The organism is Pseudomonas sp. Os17 (assembly GCF_001547895.1).
Lineage (GTDB): Bacteria > Pseudomonadota > Gammaproteobacteria > Pseudomonadales > Pseudomonadaceae > Aquipseudomonas.
This window is the reverse complement of the sequence record NZ_AP014627.1, coordinates 2,190,845-2,205,635: the sequence shown is the minus strand read 5'-3', so window position 1 is coordinate 2,205,635 and position 14,791 is coordinate 2,190,845. Positions and strand designations below refer to the sequence as shown.

General features: G+C 61.7%; 12 protein-coding genes. 8 read left to right on the top strand and 4 right to left on the bottom strand.

Annotation, left to right across the window (positions count from 1 at the left end; all coding sequences use genetic code 11):
* Positions 1–38 precede the first annotated feature (38 nt).
* The 3 genes from POS17_RS09950 to POS17_RS09940 all read right to left on the bottom strand — a co-directional run bounded on the left by POS17_RS09950 (position 39) and on the right by POS17_RS09940 (position 3,653).
* Entirely contained in the window at positions 39–1,580 is a 1,542-nt protein-coding gene (locus POS17_RS09950; RefSeq protein ID WP_060838387.1) for a nucleobase:cation symporter-2 family protein, read from the bottom strand.
* A gap of 309 nt (positions 1,581–1,889) precedes the next feature.
* Entirely contained in the window at positions 1,890–2,711 is an 822-nt protein-coding gene (locus tag POS17_RS09945) for a hypothetical protein (protein WP_060838386.1), read from the bottom strand.
* 117 nt (positions 2,712–2,828) lie between these two features.
* On the bottom strand, positions 2,829–3,653 hold the full coding sequence (locus tag POS17_RS09940) for an arylamine N-acetyltransferase family protein (protein ID WP_060838385.1): 825 nt from the start codon (positions 3,651–3,653) through the stop codon (positions 2,829–2,831).
* 313 nt (positions 3,654–3,966) lie between these two features.
* On the opposite strand from POS17_RS09940, the gene POS17_RS09935 reads away from it, so the two are divergent.
* Entirely contained in the window at positions 3,967–4,488 is a 522-nt protein-coding gene (locus POS17_RS09935; protein ID WP_060838384.1) for a GNAT family N-acetyltransferase, read from the top strand.
* Positions 4,489–4,493: 5 nt separating this feature from the next.
* Here the strand turns inward: POS17_RS09935 and POS17_RS09930 are convergent, their stop codons facing one another.
* Positions 4,494–6,065, bottom strand: a complete 1,572-nt coding sequence (locus tag POS17_RS09930; RefSeq protein ID WP_060838383.1) for a sensor domain-containing diguanylate cyclase — start codon at positions 6,063–6,065, stop codon at positions 4,494–4,496.
* A gap of 350 nt (positions 6,066–6,415) precedes the next feature.
* Here POS17_RS09930 and POS17_RS09925 point away from each other — a divergent pair, with 350 nt between their 5' ends.
* From POS17_RS09925 to POS17_RS09895, 7 genes are all read left to right on the top strand, one after another.
* Positions 6,416–7,231 (top strand): ABC transporter permease, encoded by an 816-nt coding sequence (locus POS17_RS09925; protein WP_060838382.1) that lies wholly within the window; start codon positions 6,416–6,418, stop codon positions 7,229–7,231.
* Positions 7,221–8,495 (top strand): ABC transporter ATP-binding protein, encoded by a 1,275-nt coding sequence (locus tag POS17_RS09920; protein ID WP_060838381.1) that lies wholly within the window; start codon positions 7,221–7,223, stop codon positions 8,493–8,495. The genes POS17_RS09925 and POS17_RS09920 overlap by 11 nt, the downstream gene beginning before the upstream one ends.
* Positions 8,492–9,868 (top strand): polysaccharide pyruvyl transferase family protein, encoded by a 1,377-nt coding sequence (locus POS17_RS09915; protein WP_060838380.1) that lies wholly within the window; start codon positions 8,492–8,494, stop codon positions 9,866–9,868. Before POS17_RS09920 ends, POS17_RS09915 begins: the two co-directional genes overlap by 4 nt.
* A 5-nt stretch (positions 9,869–9,873) precedes the next feature.
* Positions 9,874–10,566, top strand: a complete 693-nt coding sequence (locus POS17_RS09910; protein ID WP_060838379.1) for a 2OG-Fe(II) oxygenase family protein — start codon at positions 9,874–9,876, stop codon at positions 10,564–10,566.
* A 233-nt stretch (positions 10,567–10,799) separates the two neighbouring features.
* A complete protein-coding gene (locus POS17_RS09905) occupies positions 10,800–12,701 on the top strand; it encodes a glycosyltransferase (protein ID WP_231979017.1) in 1,902 nt (633 codons plus the stop codon).
* Entirely contained in the window at positions 12,698–13,801 is a 1,104-nt protein-coding gene (locus POS17_RS09900) for a hypothetical protein (RefSeq protein ID WP_060838377.1), read from the top strand. The genes POS17_RS09905 and POS17_RS09900 overlap by 4 nt, the downstream gene beginning before the upstream one ends.
* Positions 13,785–14,690 carry a glycosyltransferase family 2 protein gene (locus POS17_RS09895; protein WP_060838376.1) on the top strand — a complete coding sequence of 302 codons (906 nt, stop codon included), beginning with the start codon at positions 13,785–13,787 and terminating at the stop codon, positions 14,688–14,690. The genes POS17_RS09900 and POS17_RS09895 overlap by 17 nt, the downstream gene beginning before the upstream one ends.
* The last annotated feature ends 101 nt before the right edge of the window (positions 14,691–14,791 follow it).

Below are 14,791 nucleotides of genomic sequence, written 5' to 3'. Positions count from 1 at the left end.
CTTCAGGGCGCCATTTCTTCATGCCGCGACACTGGCACTCAATGCGTGACCTCGGCACTGCCGCGGGCATGGCTTGGCGCAGAACCGTCTCCGGGCTGCGGCGATGACTGGCCGGCAACCTCAGCCACCAGCGGAACCTCATTGCCTTCGGCATCGTGCAGCTTGCCGCCGCTGAAATAGTCCCCTTCACGCAACGCAGCAATGTCCTGGAAGCGCAGGCTGCGCTCGGTGCCGGCAACGAACACCGACTGCTGGTCGGAGTTGCCTGCAGTGAAGTGGTTGAACGCCAGGTTGAGCACAATCGCCATGATCGCCGAGGAGCTGATGCCCGAATGGAAGATCGTCGCGAACCAGCTGGGGAAATGGTCGTAGAAGCTTGGTGCGGCAATCGGGATCATGCCGAAGCCGATCGAGGTGGCAACGATGATCAGGTTCATGTTGTTGCGGTAGTCGACCTTGGACAAGGTGCGGATGCCACTGGCAGCCACAGTGCCGAACAGGACGATACCGGCCCCGCCCAGCACCGAGGTCGGCACCGCGGCAATCACCCGCCCCATGAACGGCAGCAGACCGAGAACCACCAGGAACAGCCCGCCAGTGGCGACCACGAACCGGCTCTTGATCCCGGTGACCGCCACCAGCCCGACGTTCTGGGCAAAGGCGCTCTGAGTGAAGGAGCCGAAGATCGGCGCGATCATGCTCGACAGCATGTCGGCACGCAGGCCGTCGCCCAAACGCTTGGAGTCGACTTTGGTGTGGATGATTTCACCTACCGCAAGGATATCCGCCGAGGTTTCCACCAGCGTCACCATGACCACGATGCACATCGACAGGATCGCCGCGACATGGAAGGTCGGCATGCCGAAATGGAAAGGCGTGGGCAGCCCGAACATCGGCCCCTGGGTGACGCCGGAAAAGTCCGCCATGCCCAGGAACACCGCGACCACGGTGCCGATGATCATGGCCAGGAGAATCGACAGCCGGGAAATCGCCGCACTGCCGATCTTGCTCAGCAGCAGCACCAGGGCCAGCGTCAGGGCCGCCAGGCCGATGTTCGACATGCTGCCAAAGTCCGCCGCGCGACTGTTGCCGCCCATGGCCCAGCGCGCCGCGACCGGCATCAGCGTCAGGCCGATGGTGGTGATGACAATGCCGGTCACCAGAGGAGGAAAGAACTTGGTGATCCGGGAGAACACCGGGGTGATCAGCAGACCGATCAGCGAGGCGGCGATCACGGCCCCGAGCACCGACTGGAAGCCGCCTTCCCCGGTACTGGTGACAATCGCCACCATGGTTGAAACACCCGCAAAGGACACCCCTTGCACCAGCGGCAGCTTGCAACCGAAAAACGGCACGCCGAGGGTTTGCAGCAAGGTAGCCAGCCCCCCCGCGAACAACGAGGCCGCAATCAGCAGGCCGATCTCCGCCGGCGACAGACCGGCCGCCTGGCCGATGATCAAGGGCACTGCAACGATACCGCCGTACATGGTCAGCACGTGTTGCAGGCCATAAGCCATATTCGCGCCAATACCCAAATTTTCATCTTCGGGCCGTTGCTGTGAAACCTGGGGCGTATTCATGGTGTGGGGTTCCCTGTTTTTGTTATGCGCACACTGTATGCAACATCCAAGACAACTGTCCATAGGATTGTATACAGTTTGACCTTCATGATTTCCGCCGACCCCGTCAACGGACAACCCGCGCAAAGCCCTCGACCCTCGCCCCTCCACTCGCCTGAAAAGCCGCCCCAGAGCCGTCGCTCGACTCAGCGCCGGCCAGGAGCGGCGCCCGCTCGCAGGTTTTTTCAAGCCGTTCCAGGGATTGAAAAACAGCATGAAAAAAGCCGATCCGCTGACCGGATCGGCTCGGGCCTCGCACCCGAGGAACAATTACTGGGCCGGAACCCGGATCTTGTACACATTGGGTGCGACACGAACCCACTGATCACTGACCAGTGGATAGACCTTGGTCCGCGCCGACAGGCGCAGCAATTGCGAGTTGATGGTGGCCAGGGTCTTGACGTTGCCATCACGCGTGTAGCTCAGCATGTTGTCCCGCAGATTGACGATGGTGTTCCAGGTGTCCGCGTTGTTGATGATGTACTGGGCGTTGCGCTCAAACGCCTCGCCCGGGTCATCATTGCGGCCGTTTGGCCCGAGGAACAGGTTCCACGGCATCCAGGTGTAGAAACCGTGGAAGGTGTCCCAGCCCAGGGGCCGTGGCGGCACGCCGGCGTTGGCCCGCACCACGCCACGGCCGATCTCTTCAAGCAGGGTCTTGGCCTGGTCGTAGTCGGCCTGTACCGCCGGGGTGACATTGACCTGGTTGTCCCGTCCATAGCTGGGCAAGCGCCCGCCAAAACCGTCCCAGAACCCTTTCAGCTCCTTGAGGTGCCCGCGCTGCACCACGGACATGTAGAAATCCCGCAGTTGGTTGTAGGCAATGATGTGATGGCGACTGACCGGGACGGTGTACGCCGCGCCAACACCGGAAGCCGTGAGATCGGCGTTGTAGTTGTTCGACGGTGGATAGGGTGAGCCGGCACGGGCGTCCATGCTCAGGTTGTAGTTGCCGTCGGGATTGGGTACGGCGTAGCTGGCGCTGGAACACAGGCCGAGCACGACCAGCAGGGCTGCGAGCAGCCCTGCCTGGAATCGCCTCAGCGCGGCACCAGTGCTGTCGAACAGGCTTGAACGGGGTGTTTTGTGCATGATTCTCTCCTTGAGAAATGACCGGCTTGCCGGTGAAGTCTAAGGAGCAGGACCCTGCATATTTAACCGGGAATCGATTCCGCAGCGGCCCTGGCGGGCACCGTAAAGCCGGGAAAGTCAGGACTCGAGCAATTGCCCGATCACCCGCGGCAACTCGGGATGGTTGGGCAGACGCAAGGCGAACTCGTCCTGCAGCAGGCTCATCAGTTCCCCGGCCTCGGTGATCTCCCGTCGCTCGCTGGGCTGTCCCATGCGATGCAGGGCGTAGCTGCCGTTGTTCAGCGTGCGGCGCACCCCCGGCCCTATCAGCGCCACCTTCAGTTGGCCAAGAAAGGGTGAATCCGGGTGGGTGGAGACATACCAGTTGCCCATCTCGTAATCCACGTCGCCCTGCACCTGCAGATCGAAGACATAGAGAGCCCGCCATTGCTCCGCGACCTTGGCGCGCAGGGTGTAACTGCCCTCGCGCCAGGTGATGCAATAGGGCTCATGGGGCGTGGCCTGCTCTGCCTCGGTGTCCAGCAGCAAAGGCGTGGTGGGTACCATGCCGCCAAAGCCGACGTCGGCGATGTAGCGTTGCCCGTCCAGATGCAACAGGGTCAGCCGATGGCTGCGAGCGGTGAGCGCATCCTCCGGCCCTCCCATCACCACCCGCCCGGTGATGCCCCGGGCCTCGTAGCCCAAGTGTTGCAGCAATGCCAGGAAGCTCTGGTTGAGCTCGTAGCAGTAGCCGCCGCGGCCCTCGTGGAGAATCTTGCGCTCCACGGATGCCAGATCGATGGGCACCGGCACCCGCAACAGGGTCGAAAGGCTTTCGAAGGCAAAACGACAGACATGACGCCATTGCAGCTCCCGCAGGCTTTCCAGGGTCGGCGCCGGGGGGCGCAGGTAACCGAGTTGCTGCAGGTACAGGTCAAAGTTCATCAGGTGCGGCTGGCTCATGCACAAATCCTTGAAATGAGGGTCGCCCAGGGCCACAACCAACCCTGGTAGGTCGGGGTTATGTATAAGCCAGAAGCGGGGAATCCAGACAATGAATTCGCTCGATATTTTTTATTGCTTTGGCCGTGGACTGGCCCTTGCCAGGCGCCTGGAACGCCCCTGTAATAGGCCCCCTTGGTGAGGCTGCGCAGCTTCTTCAACACCACCATGCCCTTGCACACATGGCCCCAGTGACGACACTCCGCCAGCACCTGCAACAACGCCTCAACCGATCCTGAACCCTCAATCCAGCCCCGTTTACAAGGATGTAGCCATGCCGGTCGATTTCACTCTACGCCACGCTGAGCGCGGGGATGCGCTGTGCATCAGCGGCCTGGCCACCCAGGTCTTTCTCGACACCTACGCCACCGATGGCATGCGCAGCGACCTGGCCGAGGAGGCCCTGAGCGTCTACGCCCCGGAGCAGTTCCGCCAGCGCCTCGAAGATCCCGCCAGGACCCTCTTGCTGGCTGAGCGCAACGGGCACCTGCTGGGGTTCGCCGAACTCAGCCGCCAGGCCCGAGCGCCGCTCCCCGAGTTATCCGATGCCGTGGAACTGGTGCGCCTCTACGTGCAACGTCACGCTCACCGGCAAGGCGTTGGCCAGGCGCTTCTGCAACAGGTGGAAAGCCTGGTGAAAAACAGCGATACCCCCTGCCTGTGGCTCGCCGTGTGGTCAGAGAACCACCGGGCACAGGCCTTTTATCAGGCCCAGGGATATGCCTGCGTCGGCCACACCGCCTACGAGTTTGCGGGCAACGCCTACGCCAATCAGGTGTTCTGCAAGCGTTTCTAGCCCCCTCAACGATCGGAGCGCTGCAAGAGCTCCCCGGCGCGCTCCGCTGGCAAGGCCATGATACGGTTGCGGCCCATGGCCTTGGCCTGGTAGAGCGCCTCGTCCGCGCGCTCGATAAACATCTCGATACTGTCGCGCCCGGTGGGCACGAAGGAATAACAGCCCAGGCTGACCGTCACGCACCCCACCGGGGACCCGGAATGGGCAATGTCGCGTTGCATGACACTGCAGCGAATCTGCTCGGCCATGGCCAGCGCGCCATGGATATCGGTATCGGGCAGCAACACCGCAAACTCTTCACCGCCGTAGCGCACAGCCAGATCGGCCTTGCGCTGGCAGCAGCCCTTCAGGGCCTGGGCCACTTCCATCAGGCAGTGATCGCCCGCCACATGGCCATAGGTATCGTTGTAGCGCTTGAAATAATCGATATCGACCATGATCAGGCTCAACGGGCTGTGTTGCCGGGCACCCCGGCCGAACTCGATCATCAGGGAGCGCTCGAACAAACGTCGATTGGCCAGGCCGGTGAGGCTGTCATGGGTGGCGATCACCTCCAGCGCCTCCTGGGCATTGCGCAGGTCCGTCTCGATCCGCTCGTTGTTGCGCACCTGACTGACGAACACCCAACCGAACAGCCCCACCCCCAACAGCACCAGAGCGACGATGGCCGAGGATTGATAGGCCGAGGCGTACCAGCCCCTGAGAATCGAATCCTTGGAGTTTGCCGCGGCCACCACCAGCGGATAGGCCTGCAACTGGCGATAGCCGTACAGGCGTGTCACCCCATCGACGATCGAGGTGATCATGGCATTGCCGGAAGTGGCCTCGGGCAGGTACTTGCTGAAGATCTCGCCGCGGGACAGGGACGCGCCGATCTGCCGCTCCTCGAATGGCCGCCGCGCAATCAGGGTGCCATCGGACAGGGCCAGGAACATCGCGCCCTGCTCATCGATATTGAAGCTTTTGAAGAACTGATCGAAGTACGCCAGCTTGATACCGGCCATCAGCACGCCCTGGAAATTGCCGTCCCGGTCATTGATCCGGCGCGAGATGGGGATGATCCACTCACCGTTGGCGCGACTGCGAATCGCCGGGCTGATATGAGCCTGCAGCGAGACGTTCTGCTGGTGAAAGCGGAAGTAGTCGCGATCGGCAACATCCTTGCCGTGGGGCGAATCGTTGAACGAACTGACCACCCACTGGCCTTGCTTGTCGTAGAGAAAGACCCCGCTCAACTGGGTCAGGGCCTGTACCCTCCGGGCAAAGATCTGCTGCAGGCGCGGGCGCTGCCGGGGCCCGTCCCCCAGGGCCTGGATCCACTCGGACAGGCTCATCAACACCAGGTCGGCCTCCATGAAGGTGTCCTCGGCCTGCTGGGCAATGGCCCGGGTCAGGTTGGTGGAGTTGACCTCGGCCTGAGCCAGGTCATGACGCCAGGACTGCTCCAACTGCAGGAACAGCAAACCGCACAGGCACAGGAATACCGTGGCAATGAAGGCGACCGCGGCCTTGAGCAGCGGCAGACGCTTGAGGTTGCCACCGGGGGCATGCTGAGGATCGTAGATGGGGACAGGCAATAGTGTCTTCCTGACGGGAAAGGCCTTTGCAACAAGGCACATCCCTGATTGTTTTCGAGACTGGCGCAACGGCCAGCACCCTGCGAAGCATCATTTGCGTGACGTTTGAACACAGGCAAGGCTCCGACGCAAGTGCATGTAGCCTGCCCCACGCTGGGGTTATCGGCCGCAAAGGGCGATGCATGAAGCGCGCAACCGATCAAAAAAGTCGCAAAAACTCCATCGCCTCATGCATTCCTGGTCTATACACAACTCATAAAAACAGCCCGCTGTACCCTGTCCTCCCATTCATCAGAACCTCTTGGTCATACACAGGCAGCGCTGGAAATCGAGTTACCAAGGAGTGGAAGTTGATTGGTAGTCACCCGTTGAGTCGCTTCATGTTCAAGCCCTGGCGCCATCGAGAACTGCTGTTGGCCCTGATCGAGCGTGAAGTGGCGGGCCGCTATCGCGGCTCGATCGCCGGCCTGATGTGGTCCTTCCTCAATCCCCTGCTGATGCTGCTGGTCTACACCTTCGTTTTCAGCGTGCTGTTCAAGGTGCGCTGGGAAACCGGCAGCGACTCGAAACCCCAGTTCGCCCTGCTGGTGTTCACCGGCATGCTGGTCTTCAACCTGTTTTCCGAATGCCTGGTCCAAGCCCCGGGACTGATCCTGAACCACGCCAATTACGTGAAGAAGGTGGTGTTTCCCCTGCAGATCCTGCCCTGCGTGATGCTCGGAGCAGTGCTGTTCCAGACCCTGGTGAGCTTTGTCGTCTGGCTGATCTTTCACCTGCTGGTCTTCGGCCTGCCGCCACTCACCACCCTGCTGTTTCCCCTGGTCATGCTGCCTCTGGTGCTGTTGACCCTGGGGCTGTCATGGCTGCTGTCCGCCCTCGGGGTCTACCTGCGGGACATCGGCCAGGTCATCGGCGTACTGATGTCGGCTCTGATGCTGCTGTCGGGAGTCTTCTATCCGGTGAGTGCCCTGCCGGCCACCTACCAGCACTGGCTGTACATGAACCCGCTGACCCTGGTGATCGAGTCTTCCCGCGACGTACTGATCTGGGGGGTGGTGCCCGATTTCGGTCCATGGCTGGGGCAACTGACGGTGGCAGGCATCGTGGCCATTCTGGGTCGACTGTGGTTCGAGAAGAGCCGCCAGGGGTTTGCCGATGTGCTCTGAACTGGCGATCAGGACTCAGGGCCTGGGCAAGTGCTATCAGATCTACGACCAGCCACGGGATCGCTTGCTGCAATTGTTCCGGCCTCGCGGCAAACAGCGCTATCGCGAGTTCTGGGCATTAAAGGACGTGTCGCTGGACATTCGCAAAGGCGAGGCCCTGGGCATCATCGGGCGCAACGGCAGTGGCAAATCGACCTTGCTGCAACTGATTTGCGGCACCCTTGGCGCCACCACCGGCAGCCTGTCGAGCCACGGCCGTATCGCCGCCCTCCTGGAGCTGGGTTCTGGCTTCAACCCGGAGTTCAGCGGCCGCGAGAACGTCTACCTCAACGGCGCGGTACTGGGCCTGAAACGCGCGGAAATCGACGCGCGCTTCGACGAAATCACCGCCTTTGCCGGAATCGGCGAGTTCATCGATCGGCCCACCAAGACCTATTCCAGCGGCATGCTGGTGCGCCTGGCATTCGCTGTCTCGGTGTGCGTAGAACCGGACATACTGATTGTCGATGAGGCCTTGGCCGTCGGCGACGCCTCGTTCCAGTTCAAGTGCCTGGAGCGGCTCGACTGCCTGACTCGGCAAGGCATGACGCTGCTGTTCGTGTCCCATGACATGAGCATGGTCAAGCGCTTCTGCACCCGTGCCCTGTACCTGCGCGACGGTGAAATCCGCGCCAGCGGAGCGCCGGAAACCATCGCTGAACTCTATCTGCTGGACATGCGCGACGAGCAGCGCCGCCGAGCCAGTGCCGGGGCGATCCAGGTCAACGCCAAGACCCCGCTCAACCCGGAACGCGGCATGGCCTTCGGCACTGCTGAAGGACGGATCACCTCGGCGGTATTCAGCAGCACCGGGGCGTTGTATTCGAGCTTCGTGCATGGCGACGTGATTGAAATCGCCATCGACACTCTGGTCAGCGACAGCGTCACCCGCCCCAACATCAGCCTGACCATCCAGGAAGCCCGGCTGCTGGTGGTCAGCGGAATCAATACGCCCCTGCACAGCGATGTATCCGAGGCTGGCTGGCGACGCGCCTCGGTCCGCTTGCGCTTCGCCGCCAACCTCGCGGCCGGGCGCTATCACATCACGCTAAAGCTGATGGATGGCGAGACCGAGGAGACCTCCCAACTGATTGAAAAACAGGTGGCCCTATTGGCCTTCGACACCTTGCCGGGCCACAAGCACTTTTTGGGGATCGTCGACATGCACATCGAAGACGTCACGGCGAAGCGGCAAACAAGCCCGCTGACCGAGGAACGCTCATGAGCGACAAGACGTGGCAGGTGGCGATTTTCGGCACCTTTGACGTGGCCAACTACGGGGATCTGTTGTTTCCCCTCATTGCCGAGGCGGAATTGCGCAGGCGCCTGGGCGCAGTCCGCCTGCACGCCTTCTCCTATCACCCGCGCACCGCACCGCAGTGGCCCTACGACGTCACCTCGGTCAGCGAGTTGCCCCAACTGATCGGGACTCTGGACGGGGTGCTGATAGGCGGCGGCTTCATTATTCGTTTCGACAAGATGGTCGCCCCTGGGTACTACCCACCAACCCCACAGATCCACCACCCCACGGGCTATTGGCTGACACCGGCGTTGCTCGCCCTGCAACACAATGTGCCGTTGATCTGGAATGCTCCCGGCATGCACTGCAACAAGGTTCCATCCTGGGCTGTGCCCCTGGTCAAGCTGACCCTGGAGCTCAGTCCCCATGTGCAAGTACGTGACACACCCTCCCAAACCGCCCTGTCAGCCTTGAGCGACCAGGCCAGCGTCGAGGTGCTGCCAGACACCGCGTTCGGCCTGCACAACCTCATCGACCTGCAGCAGCCCAGCCCCGAATACCGCCAGTTGTGCGAACAGGCTGGCTTGAACGGAGCCTATCTGGTGGTGCATGCGATTACCGGTCTGGAGAGCTTTCTGCAACTGTGGAAGACCCATTCAGCCCTGTTCGCCCAGTGGCAATTGCTGCTGTTGCCCATAGGCCCGGTGCTTGGAGATCACGAATCGATTCTCGGCGAAGACCTGCCAAGGGCCGTGAGCCTGCCTACCTGGCCGGAGCCGCTATTGCTGGCCGAGATTCTAGGCCATGCCCAAGGCGTAATCGGCCACAGCTATCACCTGGCGATTACCGCGCTGTCCCTTGGGGTGCCGATTTTCAGCTCGGCCAACTTGGATCAGGGCAAGTACACCGCCCTGCAGGACTATCAGGGCATCTACCCTCTGCACGCTGTTCGAGAGATCGAGCCCCAATGGTTTCTGGAGCGACTGGTCCGACGCACGCCCTGCCCTCGCCTCATCGAGGCCCGAGAACAGTTGCACCGCCATTGGGATCGAGTGGCCCAGCTTATCGCCCAGGGCCGTCGCCCGACCCGCCAGGCACTGGACCAATTCTGTCAGACATTGCCAGGGCTCCTGGAGGAAACCCACCAGGACTGGCGGCAAGAGTGCCTGGATAAGCAAACGGAGCTGGATGAGCTGCGCATGCAGTTTGAGCGATTGAAACAGCAACAACAGCAGCAAGCGCAACTCATGGAGCAGACCTGCGGCGAACTCGAACGAATGTATCGCTCCAGCTCCTTTCGCATCACCGCGCCACTGCGGTTCTTGCGACGTCACGTTAATCACCTATTGGGAAGATGAACAGAATGCTAGATCTGACCATGCTCACCAAACGGCCGCTGCACAATCAGCCTTTTCGCTGGGGGCAGATCAATGATCTGTACTCGGCGCAAGACGCCGCCGCCCTGGCAACGACCTACCCTCATGACGCCTTCAAGCGGGTGTATGGGTATGGCGGCGAAAAAGACTATGAGTACCAGGCACGCCAATTGGTGGAAATGGGCACCGGGCGCATTGTCCACCCAGAGGGCCTGAGTCCCGCATGGCGCGAACTCGCGGCCGAACTGAGCTCAGAGGCCTATCGCCTGGCAATGTCGAGACTGACCGATATGGACCTGCGGACAGCTCCGATGGAGATCAATGTATTTCACTATGGCCCACAGGCTTGCCTGGGCCCTCACCCCGACCTGAGCGACAAGCTGGTCACCCACATCCTGTATTTCAACGAATCCTGGAACATCAGCGATGGCGGCTGCCTGAACATCCTCGGCTCGGCGGATCCCGCGGACGTGGTGGCGGTGATCCCACCCCTGGTAGGTCACTCAGCCGTCCTGGTGCGCGCCGACCATTCATGGCACGCCGTATCGAAGGTAGTGGACAACTGCCGGACTTCACGCCGCAGCATGACCGTGACCTTCTACCGTGCAGGCTCTCTGAGTTCGATGTGGCCAGCCGCGGACCAGACCCCGCTGCATGACTATGAAGGGCCTCATGACTGAACCTTACGCAGGCACAACCAACTGCAACATCACCCGACAGGAAGCCTGGAATGTCGCTCCCTGATCCCTCGGTGCTGTTCAGGCCACTGCGCAAACTCTATCGGAGACTGCCACTGCCTTATGCTCTGCGAGCCTTGCTGGGCCGAATCTATCGTCGGATAGGGTCACCGGTACGCCGAGCCATACAACAACGCATACTGGCCAACAGCCTGTTTCGGCCTCCCCATTGCCTCTTGCAGGAGTCACTGGACAGCCTTCCGGACTATCTATTCTGGGGCGTCATCGACTGGGACTTCCGCCACCAGCGCCCACAGCACTTGGCCGAGCAATTGAGCCTTGGCGGGCGTCGGGTGTTCTACATCTCGAGTACTTTGCAGGACGACCCACGCGCCGGCTTTGCACTGCGCCCTCTTGATCAGAGCGGGCGTCTGTTCGAAGTACGACTCTTTGCCCGAACCGCTCCGATCATTTACCACAGAGCACCGGATGCAACACTGACCTGCCAACTACGGCGCAGCATCGGTGAACTCCTGAGCTGGGCGAACGCACCCCGGGTGGTATCGCTGATCCAGCACCCCTTCTGGACACCTGTGGCCGTGGTACTGCCCAACAGCCGGGTGGTCTATGACTGCATGGATCTGCATCAGGGGTTTGGCAACAATGCCGTGGAGTTGCAGGACCTGGAACGCAACCTTGTCGGCGCGGCCGATCTCACCTTGTTTGCCTCGGCATGGCTTGAACAGCATTGGCACCGACAGGTCCCGAAAACACCCGCCCAGCAATGGGCGGTACTACGCAATGCGGCTGACTTCGACTATTTTTCCAAGCCTGCACAACACCCTTATCAGGCTCCTGACGAAGGCCCGGTCATCGGCTACTACGGGGCGCTGGCCCATTGGTTCGACGTGGAACTGCTAGCCGCCATCGCCGAGGCCTTCCCCCACTGCACCGTCCTGCTGATTGGCACGGATACCGCGCGCATAGGCGCACGCCTGCGACACCACGCCAACGTCAGGCTCATCGGCGAAGTGCCGTATCGGCAGCTTTCGGCCTACCTGCAAGCGTTCGACGTGGGCATCCTGCCGTTCCGGATCGAGGCACTGACCCTGGCCACCAATCCGGTCAAGGTTTACGAGTACCTGAGTGCCGGTAAACCGGTGGTGACGGTGGATCTCCCCGAACTGCACGAGTTCAAGCAACAGGTCACCATCGCCAGAGACCGGCCCGCCTTCATCGACGCCATCGCCCGGGCGTTGCATGAACCCGCAAGCAGCGCCGAGTCTCGACAGCGCCAGGCTTTCGCAGCGCAGCAGACCTGGCAACACAGGGTGCAGGCCCTGCTCCCCCTGACCGAAGGCACTCAACAACAGCCACGGGTGAGCGTGATCGTGGTGACCTATAACAACCTGGCCTTCACCCGTGACTGCCTGGCGAGCCTGACCGCCGACCCTCAGGGACTACCGCTGGAAATCATTGTCGTGGACAACGGCTCCAGCGACGGCAGCGTCGAATTCCTCCAACACTGGGCCGCAAGCTGCGGACAGACGCTGATCCTCAACAGCAGCAATCGAGGTTTCGCCGCCGCCAACAACCAGGGCCTGGCTCGGGCCAGGGGCGAGTTCCTGGTACTGCTCAACAATGACACGCAGGTCACTGCCGGCTGGGCGCAGACCTTGCGTCGCCACTTGCAACGCAACCCCGGGCTCGGACTGATTGGAGCGGTGACCAACAACATCGGCAACGAGGCGAAGATCGACATCCACTATCAGGACTCGCAAGAGATGGCCATCCGCGCCCGCCAGTACACCTGGCGCCACGCCGGGCTGCTCGTGCCCTGCGCCACTCTCGGTTTTTTTGCAGTGATGATGCCCAGGTCGACCTATGAGCGTGTCGGTCCCCTGGACGAAGCCTTCGGCCTGGGCTTCTTCGAGGATGATGACTATTGCCGCCGCGTCGAGCAGGCGGGGTTGTCCTGTGCCTTCGCCGAAGACGTGTTCATTCATCACCACCTTTCAGCATCCTTCGCACAGATGCCCGGCAAGCAGCGCCAACTGTTGTTCGAGCGCAACAAGGCCCTCTATGAAGCCAAATGGGGCCGTCCCTGGATTCCTCACGTTGCCCGGGAGAAGCCATGAGACTGGTCTATCTGTCACCGGTCAGTTGGCACAGTTTCACGCAGCGACCGCACGAACTGGTCCGGCAATTCCATATCGCGACCCGGGCCCCAGTGTTGTGGATCGATCCCTACCCCACTCGCCTGCCGGTGCCGGGAGATCTGTTGCGACGACGCCCGCTCAGCACCGACCATGAGCCTCTGCCCGACTGGCTGACCCTGATCCGTCCCCGGGCGCTGCCAATAGACCCCCTGCCCGGCTCGGGGTGGTTGAACCGCCTGCTCTGGCAGGGCCTGATACAACAAGTCAGACAATTCGCCCAGGGCCCCACCCAACTGGGGATTGGCAAACCCTCGCGACTGGCCCTGCAACTGCTGCAAGAACCGCTATTTGCCGGCAGCTTCTATGACGCCATGGACAACGTTCCGGCGTTCTACAACGGCTGGTCACGGCGCGCCATGCACCAGCGCCAGCACGAAACCGCCAGGGCCGTGACCTCGACTCTGACCTCCTGCTCGACCCTGCAGCACTACTGGCTGCAGCAGCAGGTCAATACACGACTGCTGCTCAATGGCTGTGCCAGCGAGCGGCTGCCCGGCCTGCCACTGACTCGGTCCAGGAGCAATTCTGCGCGTCCCGTATTCGGCTATATCGGTACCCTCGCCAAATGGTTCGATTGGGATGTTGTGCTCACCCTGGCCAGCGCCTTTCCTGAGGCCGAGATACGCCTGATCGGTCCCCGGCACGGCCCTTATCCCGCCGCCCTGCCCAGCAATATCCGGTGCTTTCCGACACTTCCCCACGAGGCGGCCCTGCACGCCATGACCGAATTCGACGTCGGTCTGATTCCGTTCAAACGCGATGACATCACCCGCTACGTCGACCCGATCAAGTACTACGAGTACCGGGCCCTGGGTTTGCCGGTGGTGAGCACGGCATTCGGCGAAATGAGCACCAGACGCGATATTCGAGGCGTGTTCCTCTGCGATGGCCTTGCCGACATTCCGCGGGCCATCCACCAGGCGTTGGCGTTCAGCGAACCGCTGGCCGAAACTCTGAAGTTCCGCGAGGCCAACTCCTGGGCACAACGCTTCGAGGTGGCGCATGCCGCAATCCTGTGACGTGGTGGTGGTCAACTACAACGCCGGCCTTCTGCTGCAAGACTGCGTGCTATCGGTACTAGCCCAGGGCGTCAATCGACTGGTGCTGGTGGACAACGCCTCCCACGATGACAGCCTGGAACGGGTCGCGACCCGGTTCAGTGCTGATGAGCGCCTGATCATCCTGCGCAATTCAACCAACACCGGCTTTGCCGCCGCCTGCAATCTGGGCGCCAGGCACTGCGAACAGACGCACATCCTGTTCCTGAACCCCGACACCGTGTTGCAGCCAGGGGCGCTGCAAGAAATGATCGACGTCCTGCGACACACCGCTGATCTGGGTATGGCCGGCGGCCTGCTGTGCAATTTCGACGGCAGTGAACAACCCGGGGGACGCCGGGTCTTTCCCACGCCACGGCGAGCAGTGGTTCGCGCCCTCAACCTGTCGGGCCTGGCCCGGCTATCGCCGCGGCTGTTCTCCGACTACCTCCTGCACCGCGAGCCCCTGCCTCTGCATCCGACACTCGTAGAAGCCATTTCCGGCGCCTGCATGCTGGTCAAGCGCACAGCCCTGGACAGCGTTGGCGGCTGGGACGAAGGCTATTTCCTGCACTGCGAGGACCTGGACCTGTGCATGCGTTTTCGTCAGGCAGGCTGGAAGGTCTGCTTCGTACCACAGGCAAGGATCTTTCATACCTGGGGCGCCTGCAGTCGCACACGCCCGGTGTTCGTCGAGTGGCACAAACACCGTGGAATGATTCGCTTCTATGGCAAGTTCTTTCGACATGACTACCCGAGACTGATGTCCTGGGGGGTATCGGCGGGAGTTTGGGTACGGTTTGGCCTTGTTGTGGTGTATCACTGGGGGATGCAGTTGGGCCGAGCGTTTGGGCAAACTCGTTGGCAATGAACCCACTCCGCGGGGCTATCACTCCTGTTTCCAGACAAGGAACACACCGCAAGCATCGTGGCAGCCGGACATCTGTGCCTGTGGCTGAACCACTAGCACTG

What these genes read in the sequence shown, in the direction of transcription:
- POS17_RS09935 (WP_060838384.1), top strand. Translation starts at nt 3,967, where the DNA reads ATGCCGGTCGATTTCACTCTACGCCACGCTGAGCGCGGGGATGCGCTG.
- POS17_RS09895 (WP_060838376.1), top strand. Translation starts at nt 13,785, where the DNA reads ATGCCGCAATCCTGTGACGTGGTGGTGGTCAACTACAACGCCGGCCTT.
- POS17_RS09920 (WP_060838381.1), top strand. Translation starts at nt 7,221, where the DNA reads ATGTGCTCTGAACTGGCGATCAGGACTCAGGGCCTGGGCAAGTGCTAT.
- POS17_RS09950 (WP_060838387.1), bottom strand. Translation starts at nt 1,580, where the DNA reads ATGAATACGCCCCAGGTTTCACAGCAACGGCCCGAAGATGAAAATTTG.
- POS17_RS09915 (WP_060838380.1), top strand. Translation starts at nt 8,492, where the DNA reads ATGAGCGACAAGACGTGGCAGGTGGCGATTTTCGGCACCTTTGACGTG.
- POS17_RS09900 (WP_060838377.1), top strand. Translation starts at nt 12,698, where the DNA reads ATGAGACTGGTCTATCTGTCACCGGTCAGTTGGCACAGTTTCACGCAG.
- POS17_RS09910 (WP_060838379.1), top strand. Translation starts at nt 9,874, where the DNA reads ATGCTAGATCTGACCATGCTCACCAAACGGCCGCTGCACAATCAGCCT.
- POS17_RS09945 (WP_060838386.1), bottom strand. Translation starts at nt 2,711, where the DNA reads ATGCACAAAACACCCCGTTCAAGCCTGTTCGACAGCACTGGTGCCGCG.
- POS17_RS09940 (WP_060838385.1), bottom strand. Translation starts at nt 3,653, where the DNA reads ATGAGCCAGCCGCACCTGATGAACTTTGACCTGTACCTGCAGCAACTC.